This window comes from Rouxiella badensis (assembly GCF_026967515.2).
Lineage (GTDB): Bacteria > Pseudomonadota > Gammaproteobacteria > Enterobacterales > Enterobacteriaceae > Rouxiella > Rouxiella badensis.
Map to the genome: position 1 here is coordinate 880,969 of NZ_CP114062.1, position 20,213 is coordinate 901,181.

Genomic DNA, 20,213 nt, shown 5'->3' on the forward strand with positions numbered 1-20,213 from the left:
GATTTCTCCTCAATGTCAGGGAGCAAGACGTGCAAAAACGGTGACCTGATGTTTGCCGTGCTGCAAAAAATACAAAGCCTTTCATTAGAAAATCGAGACCGAGGCCGGGAACTGCCATTTGTTGATCAGTTTCTGATAACTGCCGTCTGCGACCAGATCGTTGAGCCCGGTTTCCAGCAGCGTTTTCATCTCGGTGTCGCCTTTGCGTACCGCAAAACCAATATGGGTCTCGGCTTCAAACTCTGGGCCGGTGGTTTCAAAGGTGTCGCCTTTTTCACTCAGGAGCGCGACGGCACCCGGCGTAGACAGGTATTCCGCATCGGCACGTTTTTGCGCGACGGCGACGGCGGAGTCGGTGGCGGCTGGGAAGGTCAGCACATTGATGGCAGATTTTTTAGCGTCGAGGCATTTCTGATTGTCTGCGCGGGCCTGGCTCTCTTCGATACCGCCCAGCGTGACGGCAATATTTTTGCCGCACAGCGACAGGTCACGGCCGGTAATTTTCTCTGGATTACCCTTGGCAACAATCACCCGGCTGCCGATTTTCAGATAAGGCACAAAGTCGACCTGTTGGGCGCGCGTCGGGTTGATGTACATCGCCGAGTTGATGATATCCAGACGCTTGCCCTGTAGCGCGGGAATAAGCCCTTTGAACTCCATCGACATCGGTGCAGGTTTGAGTGCCAGTTTTTTCGACAGGGCGGTAATCAGGTCAATATCAAAGCCGGTCAGTTGGCCGTTTTGGGTGAACTCAAAGGGCATGAAGGTGGCGGCAGTCCCGTAGGTGAGCTGACCTGGGGTAACCAGCGACGGCGTGGCCGCCTGACTCAGCAAGGGAAGACTCAGGCAAAGGGCAGCCAGAGATACGGTGGCATATCGGCGCAAAAAAGTTTTTTTCGGCATGACAGACTCCATTTTCTCATGAGCAGGATTGCTCTTTGTGTATCATTAAATACAATTAAAATTGTGAGTCAAGGCTCTTTTATGGTGCATAAATGCACGATTTGGGGGATTTACATGCAGGCTTCACCAATAATGAACGCTGTGATATTGTATATTCATCGCAATAAATACTTTAGGTGCCTGCTTTCATGACACAAACAGCGACCGCCAGTGGAAGGCGTCTTGCCAACCAGATCCTCGACCTGATACGTGAAGCAAAATTTGAGCCAGGCCATCACCTGCGCGAGCAACAGTTGGCCGATATGGCCGGGGTTTCCCGCACGCCGGTGCGTGCTGCGCTCAAGCTTCTGAGCGAGTTAGGCATCATCGAGGCCCGCCGCAATCAGGGTTTTTTTCTGCTCAAAGCCTATGACGAGCTACAGCGCATCAGCATCGATGTCCCGACCAGCAGCGATCAGGAGCTGTACGAGCAGCTGGTAAAAGACCGCATCGCCGGAAAACTGCCTGATTCATTGACCCAAATTGAAATTGCCCAGCGCTATGACGCCGATCGTGGCGTGATGTCGCGCACTTTGTTGCGCCTTGCTGAAGACGGTTTGATCGCGCGTAACAAGGGCCACGGCTGGTCGTTTCTGCCGACCTTGAACAGCGACGTCGCGCTGAGTAACGGTTACGGATTTCGCCTGATGATTGAGCCGGGTGGTTTGGTTTCTCCCGGTTTTCGCGCCGATAAAAGCGCACTTAAGCGCCTGCGCCTTCAGCATATTTATCTGATAAATCATCCGGATATTCTCAACGTGGACAGTCGGCAGATATTTGAAACCGACGCCACTTTTCACGAAATGCTGGCCGAGTTCAGCGGCAATATCTTTGTCCTGCAGGCTATCCAGCAACAAAATCGCCTGCGCCGTTTGCTGGAATTTGGCAGCTATACCAACAAGCAGCGCGTTCGCGAGTGGTGTCAGGAGCACGTCGCTATTATCGACGCCGTGCTCGAGGAGCGGTTAAGTGAAGCCGCCGAGATGATGCGTCAGCACCTGCAATCTGCGTATCAAATGGTCTTGAACAAAGTCAGTAAATCTAACGAAAGAGGATTGTGATGGATTTTGGAATTACAGGCCGCGTGGCGCTGGTGAGCGGTGCCGGGGGAGGATTGGGGCGTGCGATGGCGCTTTCGCTGGGGGCCGAAGGGGCCGCCGTGGCGGTATGCGGGCGTACGGAAGCGGCACTGATTGAAACCGCCGAGATGATTAAAGCCGCAGGGGGACGCGCAAAGGCGTTCGTCATGGATTTAACTCAGCCGGAAAAGTTTGACCAGGTGTTGGCAGGCATTCACCAATATCTTGGCCCAATCGGCATTCTGGTCAACAACTCCGGTGGCCCGCCGCCGACCAAGGCGAGCGGCGTCGCACCGGAATTGTGGGCCACGCAGTTCTCCACCATGGTCAGCTCGCTGATTCAACTGACCGACAAAGTGTTGCCGGATATGCGCAGCCTCGGCTGGGGTCGCATCATTACCAGCACCTCGTCGGGCATTGTCACGCCGATCCCGAACCTGGGTATGTCGAACACGCTGCGTATGGCGCTGGTTGGCTGGTCCAAGACGCTGGCCAGCGAAGTGGCCAGTGAAGGCATCACCGTTAATGTGATTTTGCCGGGACGCATTGCGACTAAACGACTGGGTCAGCTCGACGAAGCACGAGCGGGACGCGAGGGTATTTCGGTCGAAGAGGTGGCGAGCAAGAGTGCCTCAACCATCCCCGTCGGGCGTTACGGCGAGCCGGAAGAGTATGGCGCAGTCGCCGCATTTCTTGCCAGCCGTCAGGCTTCGTATATGACCGGCTCCGTTATCCGCGTTGACGGCGGCATGATCCCTTCCGTGTAATGTTGTCCATTAAGCCTGTCACAGCGTGACGGGCTTTTTCGTAAACCATAAGCTTGCATTATGATGGTGCAACACCGTGGGTGAGTTAATCTGCAATTCTTTTCTCTTTATTTATCCCTCTGTCAAAATCCTGCGCATTTTTTCTTATTTTATAGGCCATTAGACGGATTATTTCCCTGGGTATTTTCTATAACTGCCTGATTGGCCTTGATCTTGCTTTATCACTTAGCAGGTTCCGGCGGATAAAGTATTCACGGAAATTATGATAAATACATTTTGCTTCAGCCAGGGGCGACCCTTTTTACCCTTAATGCAACCACCAGGCTCGATGGAGACAGAGATGAATCTCAGACGCTTAAAGTACTTCGTGAAAATCGTCGATATCGGCAGTCTCACGCAGGCTGCAGATGTGCTGCATATCGCTCAACCGGCCCTGAGCCAACAGCTGGCTACGCTTGAAGGTGAACTGAAGCAGCAGCTTCTGGTTCGTACCAAGCGTGGGGTAACGCCGACCGAGGCGGGCAACATTCTTTATGCTCACGCGCAAACTATCCTGCGCCAGTGTGAGCAGGCGCACAGCGCAGTCAACTGTGCTGGCATGGCGTTGAATGGTCAGGTCTCGGTGGGCATGGCCCCCGGCACTGCCGCATCGTTGCTGGCGTTGCCGCTGTTGCAGGCGGTGCGCGAACAACATCCCGGCATTCTACTGTATTTAAACGAGAATTTTGGCAGTGAGCTTATCGACCAGACGGTCAATGGCCGTATGGACATGGCGGTGCTGTACGGCAACAAGCCGATCCCCGGTCTGTCCTATATGCCGCTGATAAAAGAAGATTTATATCTGGTGGCCACCCATTCGGTGCCGAATCCGGGTAAATTTGTCGAATTGACCGACGTCGCCAAGCTCAACCTGTTCCTGCCGCGCACCCATGACGTGCTGCGCAAGCTGGTGGACGATGCGATGGTGCTGAGAAGGCTAGCGGCGAAAGTGATCGGAGAAATAGAGTCGGCCAGCACGCTGACCGCTGCGATTGCCAGCGGTCTGGGAGCCACTATTTTGCCGGAGTCTGCGGCGCGCGCTATCGTTGGACCGGCCAATGCCTGGATGGCCTGCATCAGCAGTCCGTCGATTCAGGCTCCGCTTTCACTCTGTGTTTCGGACCATTTGCCGCTGTCACAGCCTGCCCAGGCGGTACAAAAAATTCTGCTCTCGCTGATGGCCGAAAGCCGCGAACGCGAAGAGGTGCGCCCGCTGCTGGCGGTGAGCTGATTTACAGGCCCGGGGCTTTCCACATCGAGGTGGTCAGCCCGCTGTCGACCAGCGTCAACTGATCGGCATAGACGGCCTGCCAGTGAGTTTTTTGCGCCATATAGCCCTCATGATGCGCAGCGTTGGGCTGATATTCCCGCTCCCAGCGCACGAGCGCCTCGCCGGTTTCCGCCAGCGACCGATAAAGCCCCGCCGCTACGCCTGCGGCAATCGCACAGCCCAGCGCCGTCGCCTCTTTCACCTGTGGCACTTTGACCGGTTTACCGGTGACGTCGCTCAGAATCTGACTCCACAGCTTGCCCTTCGAGCCACCACCGGCAAACACCAACGACGAGGCGTTTACCCCGGAAAACTCGGCGATAAGATCAAGATTACAGGCTGAGACAATCGCGGCATTCTCCTCCAGCGCGCGGAATAAGGTCTGCTTGTTGCACTTCTGCGGATCGATCGACAGGTTGATAAACGACGGCGCGGCGTGGTACCAGTTCTTGAAATGCATCGCGTCGGAGAAGATAGGCATTACGCCCCAGGAACCCGCCGGTACCCGCGCCGCCATTTCTTCGAGCAGGCTATAGGTATCTACCCCCAGGCGCTCTGCCAGCAGCTTTTCTTCGCTGCAGAAGGCATCGCGGAACCAGCGCATGGTTAATCCGGTAAAGAAACTGATGCACTCCGCCTGTGCCATACCGGGGATGACGTGCGGATTAATGCGGATATTCATCTGCGGGTCGGTCACGGGGCGCGGCAGGTTCACCACCTGCTGCCAGAAGCTGCCGCCCAGTACCGCCGTTTGTCCGGCGTGGACCAATCCAAGCCCGAGCGAGCCAAGCTGCACGTCGCCGCCGCCCATGCCGACCGGCGTGCCGGCCTTGAGTCCACACTGTTCCGCGCTGAGGGCGGTCACGCTGCCCAGTCGGGTGCCGGTTTCCAGCACCGGCGATAATATATCGGCGCGCAGACCCGCAAGCTCGAGCAGTTCGGGGTGCCAGTTGCGGGTTTCCAGACTCAGCATACCGGTGGTGCCGGCATTAGACGGATCAACCGCAAGTTCCCCGGTCAGCATATAGGCAAGCCAGTCGCTTATCATGGTCAAGGTGGCGGCCCGGCGATAGATATCCGGACGGTGATGCGCCAGCCACAGCAAACGTGGCATCGCGCCGAGCGCCAGCGTCTGTCCAGAGTGCAGATAGGCCTCTCGCTCGAACTCTCCGTGATGAATCTCTTTCAGCTCGCTGACTTCACGGCTCGCGCGGGAGTCCACGTTGGCGCATGCCCACAGGGGTTCCCCAGATTTATCATAGAGAACAATGCCTTCGCGCATCGAACAGGCGGCAACTGCGGCGATGGCCGAGGCGGGCAGGTTAGCGGCGGCCAGCGCCTGTCGAATGCATTGGCAGGTGAGTTGCCAGTTTTTGTGCAAGTCGAACTCCATCGATCCCGGCACGTCTGCCAGCGGATTATGCTGCCATTCGGCCTGACCTACGGCTATCTGCTGACCCTCAAGAGAAAAAATGACCGCGCGAATGCTGCCGGTGCCGGCATCCAGAGCCATAAGATAAGACGCATTGCCTGACGAGGTGCTGGGTGAGTTCATACTCATCCTCTCTTGAGTGGAAACCTAGACTAATAGTGGGCGCTGTTTTGCTGTGATAACAATTATTTGAGCGGCAAAGTTTGCTAATTGTGATGTGTCTTGCATTTCCTTTAATGTGGCCACGGCCCGCGCGATACAGCGGCTAAACTCTTTCAGGTATCGATAAACCCAGGCCTGCCAAAAGGAGAGGATGATGGAAGTGACCCTGGTTGAAATTAACGTTAAGGCCGATAAGGTCGATGAGTTTTTACGCGTCTTCGAGTTGAACCATCTTGGTGCATTACAGGAAGCGGGAAATTTGCGATTTGACGTATTACAGGACGAAAAAGTGCCTACGCGCTTTTATGTTTACGAAGCCTATCGCGATATTGAGGCGGTAAACGCCCACAAGAAAACGCCGCATTACCTCGCCTGCGTCGATGCGCTGGCGTCGCTAATGACCGAACCGCGCAAGAAAACCAGCTTTAAGGGCATTTTCCCGCAGTAGCATTTATTGACACTAAAGGATGCGATAAAAACGCAGTCAACGCATTAACAGCTGCTAATCTCATCCCTGTACAGGAAATTCTTTCACTCTTTAGGGATGAGAATCATGGCGCTATTTCCGTCTTGCGAAGGCCGTATAAAATCGGCTAAACCCCCCGTCGACAGCCAGCTGACGCCGTATTATCAGCGTGCGAATCTGGTCGATGCCTTTACCCTCAAGCTGCTGCCTGAAGATACCCGCGATATCAATGCCTTGGCGCAGGCGGTGCTCGGTCATCCTGCGCCGTGGTTCAAGGCATTGCTTGCCCTTCGCGATAAGGGAGCCGCCTCTTTTGGTCTTAAGACAACGCGCACGCTGCGAGCGGAAATAGACGGGCAGCAGGCCGAAAAAATCGACTTCTTCCGGGTATTAAGCCGTTCCGAACGCGAGATTATTTTCGGCGAAGATGACGATCATCTTGATTTTCGCCTGTCGATATTTCGCCGCGAGGGTCCCAACGGCGATGAGCTGGTTGCGACAACCGTGGTTCACTGCCACAACCTGCTCGGCCACGCCTATCTCGCCGCGATAAAACCCTTTCATATTCTGGTGGTCAGAGCCAGCCTGCACCGGTCAAGGAAGTGGCTGCAATAGAGCCTGCTCTGCGGGGCAATCATTAAATCGGCTGCGGATTTTTCTTCTGCTGCATGATGGCGTAAAGCCCAACCAGCGCGGCAAGAAAGCCTGCTGCTGCGCCGACTCCCAGCGACCAGCGCGGCCCGAAGTTGTCGGCGACCCAACCGACGATCGGCGCACCAATCGGCGTTCCTCCCAACGCAACGCCCACGCGGAGCGCCATCACCCGGCCACGCATCGCGGGTTCGGTCGAGAGCTGCATCAGGCTGCCGCTGGTGTTCATGAAAGTCAGAGCCGCGACGCCGATGACAATGAGCGAAGCGGCGAACAGCCAATAGGTCGGAGCCAAGGCGGCAAGCAGTCCGCCGAGGCCGAAAAAGGAAGCACCGACTATCATCAGGTTAAACCTGGGTTTGTCCCGTCCCGCCGCCAGCAGCGCACCCGAGATAGTCCCAATCGCCATAAAGGTCGAGAGCATGCCGTATCCTCGTGCGTCGGTATGGAACACGCTGACCGCCATGGTCGAAAGAAATATCGGGTAATTAAGGCCGAAGGTGCCAATCAGGAACAGCATAATCATCGATGCCTTCAGGTCGGGCCGCGCCCAGACGTAGCTAAACCCTTCGAGGAAGCTGCCTTTTTTACGCGCCGCGCGGGCGTTGGGGTGCAGCTCATCGAGGCGGAACAGCGACAGCGAGGTCAGCACCGCAATAAAGCTGATACCGTTAACGATAAATGCCCAACCGGTCCCGACCGAGGCGATAGTCAGTCCGGCAATCGCCGGTCCCACCATCCGCGCCGCGTTGAATGAGGTCGAGTTGAGCGCCACCGCGTTCGACAGGTCGGCGTCTCCCACCAGTTCGGCCACGAAGGTTTGCCTGACCGGCGCATCGAAGGCCGACACGCAGCCGAACAGAAAGGCGAACACATAAACGTGCCACAGCTGCACCACCCCAGCGACGGTCATGATGCCCAGTACGATGGCCAATGCGCCCATCGTCGCCTGCGTAAACATCAGCATCTTGCGTTGGTTGAAATAGTCGGCGGCAAAGCCGGTCCACGGCAGCAGCAGCATCTGCGGGCCAAACTGCAACGCCATGACAATACCCACCGCCGAGGCGTTGTGGTGGGTGAGCTGGGTCAGTACCAGCCAGTCCTGCGCCGTGCGCTGCATCCAGGTACCGATATTGGAGATAAGCGCGCCAGCGGCCCAGACGCGGTAGTTGAAGATCCGTAGGGATCGGAAAACGCCTTTTGTAGTGGTGGTCATATTTTAGCGCTCTAAGAAGGTAATGACTCAGTAGTCAGCAAGTCGTTGTATCAGTTGTAACGTAGCGGCCAGCTGTTGCTGTTCGCTGGCCGTAAGCTGGTGTTGCAGTGCCTGTACCAGCCAGTCCTCCTTTGCGGCGCGGCTGGCGTTAAGCTTCTTACGAAAAGCGGGGGTCAGCGAAACCAGGGTCTGGCGTCCATCGGTGGGGTCGGGGCTGCCGCTCAGTGCGCCCAACGTCTGCAATGCCGCCACCGTCATGCGCATTGACTGCGGGCGCACGCTTTCTGCACGGGCCAGCGCCGACACCGTCGCTGGGCCGTCTCTGTCGATACGCAACAGCACCGACTTTTGCGAGGTGGTGAAATCACCGGGGCGCGACTGTTCACGCATTCTGCGGACCAGTTTTCCGGCAGAAATACGCAGTTCGGCGGCCAGCGCGTTGAGGGGCAGGGACTCATTCATCGTAGGATCTCTAAGCAGAGTAACTAACATGATGAAAGTGTAGAACTGTGCAGTTTAGCTGTACAGTTTACCTGTGTAACCGAGTGTGTACTTTTCAATCGAGAAGGGCGGCATGATTTATTATGATGCGGTGGTGCCGTTGGGCGCGTTGGATGTTCATCTGTAGAGGCGGATAGCGGGGCGGCGTCAGCGGCACTGTCTTATTAGCAGGGCGTCCAGTGCAGGCTTCAACGATTATCGAGCCTTGCCTGGATCGCCCTTTATTTCGGCGGTTTATAGCACTTTTTCGAGGAAGCGGCGGGTGCGCTGATGACGCGGGTTGTCCAACACCTGAGACGCGCTGCCGGTTTCAACCACCGCACCGTCCACCATGAATACCACTCGGTCGGCAACCTGACGCGCGAAGCCAATCTCATGAGTGACCACCACCAGGGTAACGCCAGATTCGGCCAACTTTTTAATCACGTCCAAGACTTCACCGACCAGCTCCGGATCCAGCGCCGAGGTCGGTTCATCAAACAGCATCACCTTCGGGTTGAGCGCCAGTGCACGCGCGATGGCGATACGCTGCTGCTGCCCACCGGAAAGATGGCGCGGCCAGGCGTTAGCCTTTTCGCGCAGACCCACGGTATCCAGCAGCTCATAGGCGCGCTCTATGGCCTGTTTACGGTTTAGCAGCCCGTGGACAATCGGTGCTTCAATGATGTTGTCCAGCACGGTCATGTGCGGGAACAGGTTAAAGTTCTGGAACACATAGCCGCAGTGGATACGCTGCTTGAGGATAGCTTTTTCCTTCAGCTCGTACAGCTTGTCACCTTTACGACGATAGCCGACGTAATCGCCGTCTATCTGAATAAAGCCTTCATCAACCCGTTCAAGATGGTTGATGGTGCGCAGCAGGGTCGATTTTCCCGAGCCGGAAGGGCCGAGGATCACCGTCACCGTGCCGGGCTCAATCGTCAGGCTGACGTCGTTCAGCGCCTTGTGCAGCCCAAACGATTTGCTGAGATTGCTGATTTCAATTCGGCCTGCGGTCTGGGTGCGTGTACGCGGGGGGGCCACCGCTTCCGGCGCCGCCTGCCCGGGGCGCGTCACGTAGAGATCAAAAGCTTCTGACATAGTTCATCGCTCCAGTTAAGGCTTTGCGGTACGCCACAGGCGCAGACGCTGTAGCGGGGTTGGCGCAACCTGACGCGTTGCACCGCGAGAGAAATAACGCTCGACGTAATACTGCAGCACAGACAGAACGGTAGTGATGACCAGATACCAGACGGTGGCGACCATCAGCATCGGGATAACCTGCTGCGAGCGGTTATACAGAACTTGTACGGTATAGAACAGGTCAGGCATCGCCAGTACATACACGATGGACGTGCCTTTCGCGAGACCGATCACTTCATTGAAACCGGTGGGGATAATCGCCCGCAGCGCCTGCGGCAGAATGATGCGGAAGGTGCGACGATACCCCGGCAGGCCCAGCGCGGCGGCGGCTTCATGTTGGCCTTGCTCGACGCCGACGATGCCCCCGCGAATAATCTCGGCGGTATAGGCTGACTGCACGGCGGAGAGGCCAATCACCGCGACGGTGAACTGGTCCAGCAGGTCAACGGTCGGGTGTTTAAAGAACTCAATCGAGGTAAACGGAATACCCAACGACAGGTTGTCGTACAGGTAAGAGAAGTTATAGAGAACAATCAGCACCAGCAGCAGCGGCAGGGAGCGGAACAGCCAGATGTATGCCCAGGCCAGTGAGTTCAATAAATAGGATTTTGATAAACGCGCAAGGGCTAAAAGGGTGCCAAAAATGATACCAAATACGGTGCCGAGCAGCGTCAGCAGAAGCGTTCTGCCGAGACCTTCAAGGATAACCGGGTTGAAGAACCACTGACGGAATACCGCCCATTCCCAGCGAGGGTTGGTGGCAACCGACTGTACGATGGCTAACAGGATAAACAGGGCGAAAACTGCGCCGAGAAGGCGCAGGGGGTAACGAGCCGGAACAACCTTAAGCGGAGCAGAAGGAGTAGGGCGCGGGCTTGAATCAGTCATAGGCCTTTTCCTTCAAATCTTTGACCAGCGTGGTCTCTTTGACGGCAGCGGTCGGCGTTAGCGACTTCAGGAAACGCAGACGGCCGTCGTAGGGCGGTTTAGAAAATATTTCACGGTCCAACGTAATATCAAACTGTGGATCATAACCTTGAGACAGATAGAGTTTTACCGCTTCCGGCTGACGGAAACCGGTGGTCAGAAACACCCGCGTATAGCCCTGATTCAGCGCCAGACGCTCCAGCTCTTGCACCACCTTCTGCGCCAGCCCCTGACGGCGCAGCGCCGAGTCGGTCCAGATGCGCTTCAGCTCGGCGGTGTTCTCGTCATAACGTTTGTAGGCACCCATCGCAATCGGTCGCTCATCGCGCAGTAGCACAATAAAAACGCCGTCCGGCGCGGCATACAGGCTCGGTGGATCCACTTCCTGATTGTTGCTAAAAAAGTCACCGTAGCGTGCGCGGTATTCACCAAACAGACCCTCGATAATCGGCACGATCAGCGGGTTGTCGGCTTGAGTATGAATAAACTTGTCCTGGCTCATAGGTCATGTCCTCAATCAGTCGCCGAGGCCCGGCGGATTAATCTCTGAGTGATCGATTTTCTCAGAGGCTTCGGCCCAACGGTCCAGCACCTTGATGTAGGCGCCGCTGGCAATCGCGCTGTTCAGAGAAGCCTGCACCGCGTTGACCAGTCCGTTACCTTTTTTGATGGTGACCGCGATATTGGCCGTTTTCGGCCAACCGCCCGGCACGATGCCAACCAGCTTGGTGTTGCCCGTCAGCCTTGACTGGTAGGCGGCGGAGACGTTAGGTCCAAAGGTGGCGTCGGCACGGCCTGACTGAAGCGCCAGCGAAGACGCGGCGTTGTCGGTCACGTAAATCGGCGTAAACGGCTTGAGCCCTTTAGCCTGATTCTCTTTGTCCCAGGCCAGCAGCACCGCTTCCTGATTGGTGCCCGAGCCGACAATAATGCGTTTACCGGCGATATCAGGCGCAGATTTTATCGAGGTGATGCTGCTGGTGGATTTCACGTAGAAGCCCAGCGTGTCCTGACGATAAGTGGCGAAGTCGAACTTTTCCTTACGCTCTTTGGTGACGGTTATGTTGAAGATTGCGGCGTCGTATTTACCGGAGGTCACGCCCAACGGCCAGTCTTCCCATGCAGAAGGCACCAGCTTAAGCTTCAGGCCCAGGCCGTCGGCAACCAGGCGGGCGATATCCGCTTCGCTGCCGATAATCGTTTTGTTGTCTCTGGCGTAAGTACCAAACGGCGGGGAGCTGCCTAATACGGCGATCGCGACCGTTAACGTACCGGGCGTCACGAATTTAAAATTTGCCGGTATTTTGGCTGCCGCTTCGGCGCTTTTAGGCGTGTCTATTGGCTTCTCGTTGGCAACGAGATCAATACCGGTATTGGCAGCGTGGGCCAGCGATGAAATACCTAATAAGGCGGCGACGACGGTTAATTTGGCTCTGTGCATCATTGTTATTATTTATCCTGTGTTTTTAACTCGTTGAGCTGTTGATTTTCACTATTCCCGAGGCTTAACCCGAAGTAAAACAACAAAAATGACTATCCAAATTGATAAAGTGGAAATGCGGAGGGATTAAAGACAACCAGGGAAAATGGCCGATATTATCTATAGCTAAATAGTGGCAATTAATGGGACGTTTTTGTATTTAGCGAGATCCGGGTTTTATGGAAATATCAAATAAAACCTCTCTGTAATAAAGGATGCTTCCCATGAGCCAATCAAAGAAAAGTATTAAATTAGGCCTGATGTTGCACGGTGCCGGTGGGCATATGAATTCATGGCGTCATGAGAAGGCACCCGCCGACGCCAGCGTTAATTTCCCCTACTTTAGAGAGCTGGCGCTGCGCGCCGAGGCAGCGAATTTCGACTTCCTTTTTGTCGCCGACGGTTTGCATATCAATGAAAAATCGCTGCCGCACTTCCTCAACCGTTTCGAACCTATTGCGCTGCTGTCGGCGCTGGCGTCGGTGACCCAGAATATCGGTCTGGCGGGCACCATTTCTACCTCATACAGTGACCCCTTCACCGTGGCGCGCCAGCTGGCCTCTATCGACAACATCAGTCAGGGACGCGCGGGTTGGAACGTGGTCACCTCGCCGCTGGCAGGGTCTGCCAAGAACTTTGGCAAGGACCATCCCGAGCACTCGCTGCGTTACCAGATTGCCGAGGAATATATCAACGTGGTGCAGGGGCTGTGGGACTCGTGGGAAGACGATGCTTTCACTCGCGATCGCGAAAGCGGCGTGTTCTTCGATGCCTCCAAGCTGCACAAACTGAACCACGAAGGACGTTTCTTCTCGGTCGCTGGCCCGCTGAACATTCAGCGCTCTCCGCAGGGACAGCCGGTTATCTTCCAGGCGGGTGCTTCGGACACCGGGATTGCGCTGGCGGGTAAATCTGCCGATGCGGTGTTCACCAACGCGCGCACTTTGGAAGAGGCGCAGGAGTACAGCACTAAACTACAGCAGGAAGTGGCTAAAAATCATCGTCATCCGGTCGGCATTTTCCCAGGCATCAGCCCTATCGTTGGCCGTACCGAGGAAGAGGCCGAAGCCAAATACCAGTATCTGCTGTCACTGCTGTCGGTCGACGACGCGCTGGCCTATCTGGGACGTTTCTTTGACCACCACGACTTCTCGCAGTATCCGCTGGACGGTCCTTTCCCAGACGTCGGCGATTTAGGACAGAACACCTTCCGTTCGACAACCGATCAGATAAAGCGCCTGGCTAAAGAAGAGAACCTGACGCTGCGTGACATCGCGTTCCGCACCACGCTGCCGAAGGGCGAATTCTTCGGTACGCCGGAGCAGGTGGCTGACACCTTTATTCGCTGGGTCGAAGAGGGCGGCGCAACGGGCTTTATCATCAGCGGGCCGGTGCTGACCGAGGCGCTTGATGACGTCACGCGTCTGGTACTGCCGATTCTGGCTGAACGCGGCTACTGGCATCCGTCGACCGAGGCGAAGACGCTGCGTGAACGTTTGGATATCCCCTTCAAGACCAACCGTTATGCCAACAAAAGCAGGGCGTATCAGTCTGAAGACGTCGCGGCTAAATAATTAAAAAAGGATAGGGACGTGCAGGAACGCTTTGCTTTCAATACCGCTGTAACGGGGAACACTACCACCGGCGCGCGACTGCGCCGGCTTGTTTTTCCTCTGATGATCGCCACCGCGCTTTCTGCCTGTGACAAACCGCAGGCCGCGACCGCCGACCATAAAGCTGCCGCCGATACGCCTCACAGCGGCGGTACGCTGGTCGTGGCTATCGACACCGACCCCAACTGCCTCGATCCGCAGCAGGTCGGCAACAACAATTCGCTCAATATTGGCCGTCAGTTAACCGATTCACTGACCGATCAGGACCCCGCCACCGGCAAGATTGTGCCGTGGCTGGCAACCGACTGGAAGGTCAGCGACGACAACCGCCGCTTCAGTTTTACCCTGCGTGACGGGGTGACCTTCAGCGACGGTACCGCCTTTAACGCCCAGTCGGTCAAGGATAATCTTCAAGCGATCGTGGCCATGGGTGCCCGCGCCTCGCTGGCCTCGACCTATCTGAAGGGCCTCACCGAAATCGATACCCCGGACGCCAATCACGTCACTGTCGTGTTTGCGCAGCCGAACGCCCAATTCCTACAGGCGACCTCGACCATGAGCCTCGGGTTCTTCGCTTCCCAGACGGTGAAAGCCACGGTGGACGCGCGCTGTCAGGGCGGTCTTATCGGCACTGGGCCGTTCGTGCTTTCGACCTTTGTGCACAATCAGAAGGTCGATATCACCCGTCGTAGCGGCTACAAATGGCCGTCGTCGCTGGCGAAGCATCAGGGTGACAGCTATCTCGACGGCATCGAGTATCGCGTTATCCCCGAATCCGGCGTGCGTTTTGGCAGCCTGGTTTCGGGACAGCTCGACCTCAATGCAGGCGTGACGCCGCAGGACGAACCGCTGATTCTGGCCAAGAAATTACCGATTATTGCCCGCACTAACCCGGGGCTGGTCTACAGCCTGTTCCCGAATCAGTCGAAACCCCTGATGGCGGACATTAACGTGCGTCAGGCGCTGAATCTGGCGATTGACCGCGCGGCGCTGCAACCGATTCTTTCGCGCTATCAGGCACCGGCCAGCTCGGTGCTGGCGAAAACGACGCCGCTGTATCAGAACCTCTCGAGCCAGCTCAAGTATGACCCGCAGGCGGCCAAGAGTCTGTTAGACAACGACGGCTGGAAAGTGGGGGCGGACGGTGTGCGCGTGAAGGACGGCAAGCGTCTGAGCTTTACGCTGACCTACTGGCAGTCTGCGCCGTTTATCGAGTTGGTTCAGCAGCAGCTAAAGCAGGTAGGAATCGATATGCAGCTTGACAAGGCGCCGATAGGGCAAGTGATCGCCCGTCAGTCCAGCGGCGCACAGGAGGCTGAGTTCTATAACCTGACCCGTTCTGACCCGGACGTTCTGCGTACGGTGTTCGATGCCGGTCCGGGGGGACGCAACGTGAACAAGCGCGGGGCGAACCAGATTGACACCGCGCTTCAGCAGTCGAGCCAGACCCTGGACACCGAAAAGCGTCAGCAACTGGTGACCGACGCGGCGAAGGGGCTGATTGCCGACGGCGACGCGATTCCACTGGTCGAGCTGGCGACGGTGATTGCTACCGGCAATAACGTGCACGGCTTCCGCTACGATGCGTCGTCGCGCTTCCAGCTTTATGACACCTGGCTTTCGCCAAAGCAATAACCCAGAGAAGAGGGGCGCATGACAGACAAAACCTGGGTTTCGGACAACCCAATTGACAAGATTAATCGCCCCTCTCTTCGCCTCCCTCGGCTGGTGAAGCGGGTGTTGATGAGTGTTGCCGTCCTGTGGGCGGCCTACACGCTCACCTTCCTGATCCTCTATATTCTGCCGTCGGACCCGGTGACCATCATGCTCAATCAGGGTGAACAGAGCACGGTGGACATCGCGCAGGTCAATGCGCTCAAGGCGCAATACCACCTCGACCAGCCGTTTTATGTGCAGTACGCCTGGGCGATTTGGGACCTGCTGCACCTCAATCTTGGGCATTCTATTGTCAGTGGCGATCCGGTGACGCGTCTGGTAATGCAGGCGCTACCGCCGACGTTGCTGCTGGCCGTCTGTGCGTTGGCGGTTGCCATCGTTATCGGCGGGGGGCTGGCCGCCGGGGTGAGCGTATTGCCTGCGGGGCGCATAAAGTCGGCGTTACTGACCTTACCCTCGCTCGGCGCGGCGCTGCCGACGTTCTGGCTTGGCCTGCTGTTGCTACAGGCGTTCTCGTTCACCCGACCGTGGTTTCCTGCGATGGGCAACCATGGCTGGCAGTCGTTGGTGCTGCCGACCTTGACGCTGGCGGTACCTACGGCGGCCACGCTGGCGCAGGTAATGAGCCGGTCGCTTGCCGAAGTGTGGCGTCGGCCGTTTATCGATGCGCTTCGTCTCAAGGGGGCCAGCACCGCACATCTGCTGTGGCGACACGTGCTGCCCAATGCGGCGGTCCCGCTGTTGACGCTGACCGGCATGATCTTTGGACACTTGCTGGCCGGGGCGGTGGTGACCGAAACCATTTTCTCGCGCGAGGGCCTCGGCAGGCTGGCGCAGGGCGCGGTCTCCACGCAGGATATTCCGGTGGTGCAGGGGGTGGTGTTAACCGCCGCGACGGTCTTCGTGCTGGTCAACTTCGTGGTGGACCTGCTGTATCCGTTGCTTGACCCGCGCATTGACAGCGGCTCGGCGGGAGGGGGCAAATGAGCTTAATTCTGCCCGGCGAGCGCCGTCTGGCCTCGCGTCCACGCTTTGCTTTTACGCTGTGGCTCAGCCTGGTGGTGCTGCTGCTGATTGCGCTGTGGGGCGTGGTTCCCGCTATTTTTGCGCATCAGGATCCGTTGGTCGGCAACCCGCTGGTAGCCTTGCAGCCGCCGTCGCTTGCGCACTGGTTCGGCACCGATCACCTCGGGCGTGATATCTACAGCCGCACGGTGTTTGGTACCGCGCTTACCCTCAAGGCGACGCTGTTTTCGGTGGCGATTGCGCTGGTTGTGGGGGCGAGCGTCGGGGTGATTGCCGGTTATATCGGGGGACAAACCGATCACCTGTTTATGCGCATCATCGACGTGCTGATGGCGATCCCCAACCTGCTGCTGGCGATGGCCATTGTGACGGTGTTGGGCTTTGGCACGCTGCATATCGCAATTGCCGTCGGGCTGTCGTCTATCGCCACCTTCGCCCGGCTGTCGCGCGGTGAAGTATTGCGCAGCAAGGTTAATCTGTTCGTTGAAGCGGCCCGCGCCGGGGGCGTGAGTCATCTGACGATTATTCGACGCCACATCCTGCCGCACGCGCTCGCTCCGGTGCTGTCGCTGGCGGCGCTCGAGTTTGGCTTTGCGCTGCTGTCGGTATCGGCGCTGAGCTTTCTCGGCTTTGGCGCTCCGCCGCCGCAGCCGGAGTGGGGGCTGCTGGTGTCTGAGGGGCGTAACTATATCGCCGCCGCCTGGTGGTACACCACGCTCCCGGGGCTGATGATTGTGTTCGCCGTACTGGCCACTAATCGCGTTGCCGGTTTAATTCAAGACAGGGCGGAGGAACAATGAGTCAGACTCCAGAAATTCAGGCTAAGCCGGTTTTACTGTCGGTCGAAAGACTGAGCATTGACTACCGGTTGAAAGATGGCCAGACGCTGCGCGCGGTAGACGAGTTGGATTTACAGCTCGCGCCCGGCGAGGTGCTGGCGATTGTCGGTGGTTCCGGCTCAGGTAAGTCAACCACCGCCTCCGCGCTGGTGGGGCTGCTGGGCAGACAGGCGCAGCGGCTCTCGGGGACCTTATCTCTTGACGGTGAGTCGCTGGAAAATGCGGGTCAGCGGCGCTGGCAGCAGCTGCGAGGGCTGGATATCGGCTTCGTACCGCAGGATCCCGGGCAGTCGCTCAACCCGATTCAGACCATAGGGAAGCAGATGCTCGAGGCATTGACGCTGCACGGCGTGAGCAAGAAGCAGGCGGCGGTAAGGGTCGAAGGTCTGCTGGCCGAAGTCGGGCTGCATGACCCACAGCGGGTGCTGCACAGTTATCCGCATCAGCTTTCAGGCGGCATGCGTCAACGCGTGCTGCTGGCGATGGCGATGAGTCATCATCCCAAACTGATTATTGCCGACGAGCCAACCAGCGCGCTGGACGTCAGCGTGCAGAAACAGGTGCTGGACGCCCTCGAGAGCATCGTGCGCAGCAAGGGCATCGCGCTGCTGCTGATAACCCATGACCTGCAGGTCGCGCTCGAACGCGCCGATCGGGTGCTGGTGATGCAGCAGGGCAAGGTGGTAGAAAGCGGCCCGGCCGCTGCGCTGTTTAATCAGCCCAAACACGCCTATACACGCCAGCTGTTGCATGCTTCACCGGCCTTTTTTGAGGTGCCGCGTCGGCTTGGCGTGCAGCACAGCGACGTGCTGCTGCGCGCCGAGGGATTAGTTAAGCGCTTCGCTTCCGGCGGCGGTGGAACCTTTACCGCCGTCGATCGGGTATCGTTTCCGGTGGTGCGCGGCGGCACGACCAGCCTGGTTGGCGAGTCCGGCTCGGGTAAATCGACCACCGTGCGCATGCTGCTTGGGCTAGAGGCGCAGGACGAAGGACAAATTGAGTTTGACGGCAAAGACTTTAGCGCACCGAACCGTGCCGACCGACAGGCGTTTCGCCGCCGGGTGCAGGTGGTGTATCAGAACCCTTACGCCTCGCTAGACCCGAAAATGTCGCTGCTGGAGATCATTACCGAGCCGCTGGAAGCCTTTCGTATCGGTGACCGCAAAACTCGTCGCGAGCGGGCCGAGTGGCTGATGGACAGCGTAGAGTTGCCGCGTCGCCTGCTCGATGTGCGGCCTTCTGCGCTTTCCGGGGGGCAGCGTCAGCGGGTGGCGATTGCCCGTGCGCTGGCCATTTCACCCGAACTGGTGGTCCTCGACGAGCCGGTATCGGCGCTTGATGCCGCCGTACAGTCGCAGATTTTGACTTTGCTCGACAAGCTACAGCGCGAACTCGGGCTGAGCTATCTGTTTATCTCCCACGACCTCGCGGTGGTAAGGCAGATTTCCGACTATGTGGTGGTGATGCAGCATGGCAAGGTGGTTGAGCAGGCGACGGCTGAGCAGGTTTTTGACAGCCCGCGAACCGACTATACCCGCCAATTGTTGAGCCACATCCCGGGTCGGGGAAGGGCGGTGGCGTAATCTCACGCCGCGAAGTGCAAACCGCTTATTTATTCTTAAGCGGTTTTTTTATGCAGCGGAGGTTATATCTTTTAGTTTTGTTAATTATCTATGGTAAAAATACTTTTTTGTATAGTTGAATAACTATTATTACGTTGAACGATTTTTTTTCAGGGAACCATCATGCCTCCTCCTTCCGTTCACTCGGACTCGCTGTTGCAACACCGTTCTTTTGTCGCTTTCTGGATAGCTCGCGCCTCCTCCAGCTTTGGTTTTCAGATGCTGACCATTGTGGTCAGCTGGCAGGTTTATTCGATTACCGGCCGTGCCTTGGACCTTGGTCTGATTGGTCTGGTGCAGTTTCTGCCGTCGGTTTCACTGGCGCTGGTCGCCGGTCATCTTGCCGATCAGTTCGACCGCCGCCGTATCGTGGTGCTGGCGCAGCTGGTTGAGGCGCTGGCAATTGCGGCGTTGGCCGCGATGACGTTCACCCATCACATCAACGAGTTTATCGTGCTCGGTCTGCTGTTTGTCGCCTCGACGGCCAAGGCGATGGAGGGGCCGTCGCAGCTGTCGATGCTGCCTGCGCTGGTGCCACCGGCCGTGCTACCGCGCGCGATGGCGGCCAACAGCGTTGCGGGGCAGGCCTCGGCGATGGTCGGACCTGCGCTCGGGGGCCTGCTGTATATCGCCGGCGCCGACGTGGTCTATGGTGTCTGTACGGCGCTCTATCTGCTCTCCGCGCTGATGGTCAGCCGTTTGCGCTACGAGCAGGCACCGCCTCGCCGCGTCCCGGCCACTTTCAAGACGCTGTTTGCCGGGATCAGTTTTATCCGCAATCGCCCCGACGTGCTGGGCGTTATCTCGCTAGACCTGTTCGCCGTGCTCCTCGGCGGCGCGACCGCCTTGCTGCCTATCTTTGCCCATGACATTTTGCACACCGGTCCCTGGGGGCTTGGCCTGCTGCGCGGTGCGCCTGCGGTCGGGGCATTGCTGGTCGGTTTCTGGCTCAGCCGCCGTGCGCTGAGCCGCAACGTGGGGATGACTATGTTTGCCGCCGTTGCGGGTTTTGGCATCGCGACGATTGTTTTTGCGCTTTCAACGACACTCTGGCTGTCCATGCTGGCGCTGTTTGCCCTCGGCGGTTTTGATATGGTCAGCATGGTAATTCGCGGTTCGCTGGTGCAGCTCGAAACCCCGGACGATATGCGTGGCCGCGTTAGCGCGGTGAACTCTATATTTATCAATACCTCAAACCAGCTCGGTGAGTTTGAGTCCGGCATGTTGGCCGCGTGGCTGGGTGCGGTTCCGGCGGCGGCGCTGGGCGGCGTCGGTACGTTGGTGGTGGTCGCGCTGTGGATGAAATGGTTCCCCAACCTGAGACGTCGTCAGCGTCTTGAGAGCGACGCGCCACCGGTCAAGAATGCGGCCTAAGCCTTTTT

19 protein-coding genes are annotated in these 20,213 nt (G+C 57.6%); 11 read left to right on the forward strand and 8 right to left on the reverse strand.

Annotated elements, in window-relative coordinates; translation table 11 throughout:
- Positions 1-84: 84 nt before the first annotated feature.
- Positions 85-903: an ABC transporter substrate-binding protein gene (locus tag O1V65_RS04230; protein ID WP_017491835.1), complete on the reverse strand. Its 819-nt coding sequence runs from the start codon at positions 901-903 to the stop codon at positions 85-87.
- Positions 904-1,091: 188 nt separating this feature from the next.
- Between O1V65_RS04230 and O1V65_RS04235 the strand changes: the two genes are divergently transcribed.
- The 3 genes from O1V65_RS04235 (at position 1,092) to nac (ending at position 4,058) form a co-directional block, all read left to right on the forward strand.
- The gene (locus O1V65_RS04235) at positions 1,092-2,003 is read left to right on the forward strand and encodes a GntR family transcriptional regulator (RefSeq protein ID WP_017491836.1); all 912 of its coding nucleotides are present in this window, start codon (positions 1,092-1,094) and stop codon (positions 2,001-2,003) included.
- A complete protein-coding gene (locus tag O1V65_RS04240) occupies positions 2,003-2,788 on the forward strand; it encodes an SDR family oxidoreductase (RefSeq protein WP_165429139.1) in 786 nt (261 codons plus the stop codon). Before O1V65_RS04235 ends, O1V65_RS04240 begins: the two co-directional genes overlap by 1 nt.
- A gap of 340 nt (positions 2,789-3,128) precedes the next feature.
- On the forward strand, positions 3,129-4,058 hold the full coding sequence (gene nac / locus O1V65_RS04245; protein WP_017491838.1) for a nitrogen assimilation transcriptional regulator NAC: 930 nt from the start codon (positions 3,129-3,131) through the stop codon (positions 4,056-4,058).
- 1 nt (position 4,059) lies between these two features.
- On the opposite strand, the gene lsrK is transcribed toward nac, so the two are convergent.
- Positions 4,060-5,652 (reverse strand): autoinducer-2 kinase, encoded by a 1,593-nt coding sequence (gene lsrK, locus O1V65_RS04250; protein WP_017491839.1) that lies wholly within the window; start codon positions 5,650-5,652, stop codon positions 4,060-4,062.
- Between the two features lie 193 nt (positions 5,653-5,845).
- Between lsrK and lsrG the strand changes: the two genes are divergently transcribed.
- Together lsrG and O1V65_RS04260 are read left to right on the forward strand one after the other, a co-directional pair.
- Positions 5,846-6,139 (forward strand): (4S)-4-hydroxy-5-phosphonooxypentane-2,3-dione isomerase, encoded by a 294-nt coding sequence (gene lsrG / locus O1V65_RS04255; protein WP_017491840.1) that lies wholly within the window; start codon positions 5,846-5,848, stop codon positions 6,137-6,139.
- Positions 6,140-6,244: 105 nt separating this feature from the next.
- Positions 6,245-6,772, forward strand: coding sequence for a DUF2867 domain-containing protein (locus O1V65_RS04260; protein ID WP_084912470.1), 528 nt, complete (start codon positions 6,245-6,247; stop codon positions 6,770-6,772).
- 22 nt (positions 6,773-6,794) lie between these two features.
- On the opposite strand, the gene O1V65_RS04265 is transcribed toward O1V65_RS04260, so the two are convergent.
- From O1V65_RS04265 to O1V65_RS04290, 6 genes are all read right to left on the reverse strand, one after another.
- Positions 6,795-8,024, reverse strand: a complete 1,230-nt coding sequence (locus O1V65_RS04265; RefSeq protein WP_084912469.1) for an MFS transporter — start codon at positions 8,022-8,024, stop codon at positions 6,795-6,797.
- 27 nt (positions 8,025-8,051) lie between these two features.
- Complete coding sequence (locus O1V65_RS04270; RefSeq protein ID WP_017491843.1) at positions 8,052-8,486, reverse strand: MarR family winged helix-turn-helix transcriptional regulator; 435 nt, start codon at positions 8,484-8,486, stop codon at positions 8,052-8,054.
- Between the two features lie 273 nt (positions 8,487-8,759).
- The gene (locus tag O1V65_RS04275) at positions 8,760-9,605 is read right to left on the reverse strand and encodes an amino acid ABC transporter ATP-binding protein (protein ID WP_017491844.1); all 846 of its coding nucleotides are present in this window, start codon (positions 9,603-9,605) and stop codon (positions 8,760-8,762) included.
- A 15-nt stretch (positions 9,606-9,620) separates the two neighbouring features.
- The gene (locus O1V65_RS04280; RefSeq protein WP_017491845.1) at positions 9,621-10,535 is read right to left on the reverse strand and encodes an amino acid ABC transporter permease; all 915 of its coding nucleotides are present in this window, start codon (positions 10,533-10,535) and stop codon (positions 9,621-9,623) included.
- Positions 10,528-11,076 carry a GNAT family N-acetyltransferase gene (locus O1V65_RS04285; protein ID WP_017491846.1) on the reverse strand — a complete coding sequence of 183 codons (549 nt, stop codon included), beginning with the start codon at positions 11,074-11,076 and terminating at the stop codon, positions 10,528-10,530. The genes O1V65_RS04280 and O1V65_RS04285 overlap by 8 nt, the downstream gene beginning before the upstream one ends.
- A 15-nt stretch (positions 11,077-11,091) precedes the next feature.
- The gene (locus tag O1V65_RS04290; RefSeq protein ID WP_017491847.1) at positions 11,092-12,018 is read right to left on the reverse strand and encodes an ABC transporter substrate-binding protein; all 927 of its coding nucleotides are present in this window, start codon (positions 12,016-12,018) and stop codon (positions 11,092-11,094) included.
- Between the two features lie 260 nt (positions 12,019-12,278).
- Here O1V65_RS04290 and O1V65_RS04295 point away from each other — a divergent pair, with 260 nt between their 5' ends.
- From O1V65_RS04295 to O1V65_RS04320, 6 genes are all read left to right on the forward strand, one after another.
- Positions 12,279-13,628, forward strand: coding sequence for an LLM class flavin-dependent oxidoreductase (locus O1V65_RS04295; protein WP_017491848.1), 1,350 nt, complete (start codon positions 12,279-12,281; stop codon positions 13,626-13,628).
- Between the two features lie 18 nt (positions 13,629-13,646).
- Positions 13,647-15,302: an ABC transporter substrate-binding protein gene (locus O1V65_RS04300; protein ID WP_269130210.1), complete on the forward strand. Its 1,656-nt coding sequence runs from the start codon at positions 13,647-13,649 to the stop codon at positions 15,300-15,302.
- Between the two features lie 18 nt (positions 15,303-15,320).
- The gene (locus tag O1V65_RS04305) at positions 15,321-16,331 is read left to right on the forward strand and encodes an ABC transporter permease (protein ID WP_017491850.1); all 1,011 of its coding nucleotides are present in this window, start codon (positions 15,321-15,323) and stop codon (positions 16,329-16,331) included.
- Positions 16,328-17,170 (forward strand): ABC transporter permease, encoded by an 843-nt coding sequence (locus tag O1V65_RS04310; RefSeq protein WP_269130211.1) that lies wholly within the window; start codon positions 16,328-16,330, stop codon positions 17,168-17,170. Before O1V65_RS04305 ends, O1V65_RS04310 begins: the two co-directional genes overlap by 4 nt.
- Positions 17,167-18,792, forward strand: a complete 1,626-nt coding sequence (locus O1V65_RS04315; protein WP_165429141.1) for a dipeptide ABC transporter ATP-binding protein — start codon at positions 17,167-17,169, stop codon at positions 18,790-18,792. Before O1V65_RS04310 ends, O1V65_RS04315 begins: the two co-directional genes overlap by 4 nt.
- A gap of 162 nt (positions 18,793-18,954) precedes the next feature.
- Complete coding sequence (locus O1V65_RS04320) at positions 18,955-20,205, forward strand: MFS transporter (RefSeq protein ID WP_165429142.1); 1,251 nt, start codon at positions 18,955-18,957, stop codon at positions 20,203-20,205.
- Positions 20,206-20,213 lie beyond the last annotated feature (8 nt).

Excerpts from the sequence above, each read along its gene's own strand:
- O1V65_RS04230 (WP_017491835.1), bottom strand. The coding sequence starts at position 903 with ATGCCGAAAAAAACTTTTTTGCGCCGATATGCCACCGTATCTCTGGCT.
- O1V65_RS04235 (WP_017491836.1), top strand. The coding sequence starts at position 1,092 with ATGACACAAACAGCGACCGCCAGTGGAAGGCGTCTTGCCAACCAGATC.
- O1V65_RS04240 (WP_165429139.1), top strand. The coding sequence starts at position 2,003 with ATGGATTTTGGAATTACAGGCCGCGTGGCGCTGGTGAGCGGTGCCGGG.
- nac (WP_017491838.1), top strand. The coding sequence starts at position 3,129 with ATGAATCTCAGACGCTTAAAGTACTTCGTGAAAATCGTCGATATCGGC.
- lsrK (WP_017491839.1), bottom strand. The coding sequence starts at position 5,652 with ATGAACTCACCCAGCACCTCGTCAGGCAATGCGTCTTATCTTATGGCT.
- lsrG (WP_017491840.1), top strand. The coding sequence starts at position 5,846 with ATGGAAGTGACCCTGGTTGAAATTAACGTTAAGGCCGATAAGGTCGAT.
- O1V65_RS04260 (WP_084912470.1), top strand. The coding sequence starts at position 6,245 with ATGGCGCTATTTCCGTCTTGCGAAGGCCGTATAAAATCGGCTAAACCC.
- O1V65_RS04265 (WP_084912469.1), bottom strand. The coding sequence starts at position 8,024 with ATGACCACCACTACAAAAGGCGTTTTCCGATCCCTACGGATCTTCAAC.
- O1V65_RS04270 (WP_017491843.1), bottom strand. The coding sequence starts at position 8,486 with ATGAATGAGTCCCTGCCCCTCAACGCGCTGGCCGCCGAACTGCGTATT.
- O1V65_RS04275 (WP_017491844.1), bottom strand. The coding sequence starts at position 9,605 with ATGTCAGAAGCTTTTGATCTCTACGTGACGCGCCCCGGGCAGGCGGCG.
- O1V65_RS04280 (WP_017491845.1), bottom strand. The coding sequence starts at position 10,535 with ATGACTGATTCAAGCCCGCGCCCTACTCCTTCTGCTCCGCTTAAGGTT.
- O1V65_RS04285 (WP_017491846.1), bottom strand. The coding sequence starts at position 11,076 with ATGAGCCAGGACAAGTTTATTCATACTCAAGCCGACAACCCGCTGATC.
- O1V65_RS04290 (WP_017491847.1), bottom strand. The coding sequence starts at position 12,018 with ATGATGCACAGAGCCAAATTAACCGTCGTCGCCGCCTTATTAGGTATT.
- O1V65_RS04295 (WP_017491848.1), top strand. The coding sequence starts at position 12,279 with ATGAGCCAATCAAAGAAAAGTATTAAATTAGGCCTGATGTTGCACGGT.
- O1V65_RS04305 (WP_017491850.1), top strand. The coding sequence starts at position 15,321 with ATGACAGACAAAACCTGGGTTTCGGACAACCCAATTGACAAGATTAAT.
- O1V65_RS04310 (WP_269130211.1), top strand. The coding sequence starts at position 16,328 with ATGAGCTTAATTCTGCCCGGCGAGCGCCGTCTGGCCTCGCGTCCACGC.
- O1V65_RS04315 (WP_165429141.1), top strand. The coding sequence starts at position 17,167 with ATGAGTCAGACTCCAGAAATTCAGGCTAAGCCGGTTTTACTGTCGGTC.
- O1V65_RS04320 (WP_165429142.1), top strand. The coding sequence starts at position 18,955 with ATGCCTCCTCCTTCCGTTCACTCGGACTCGCTGTTGCAACACCGTTCT.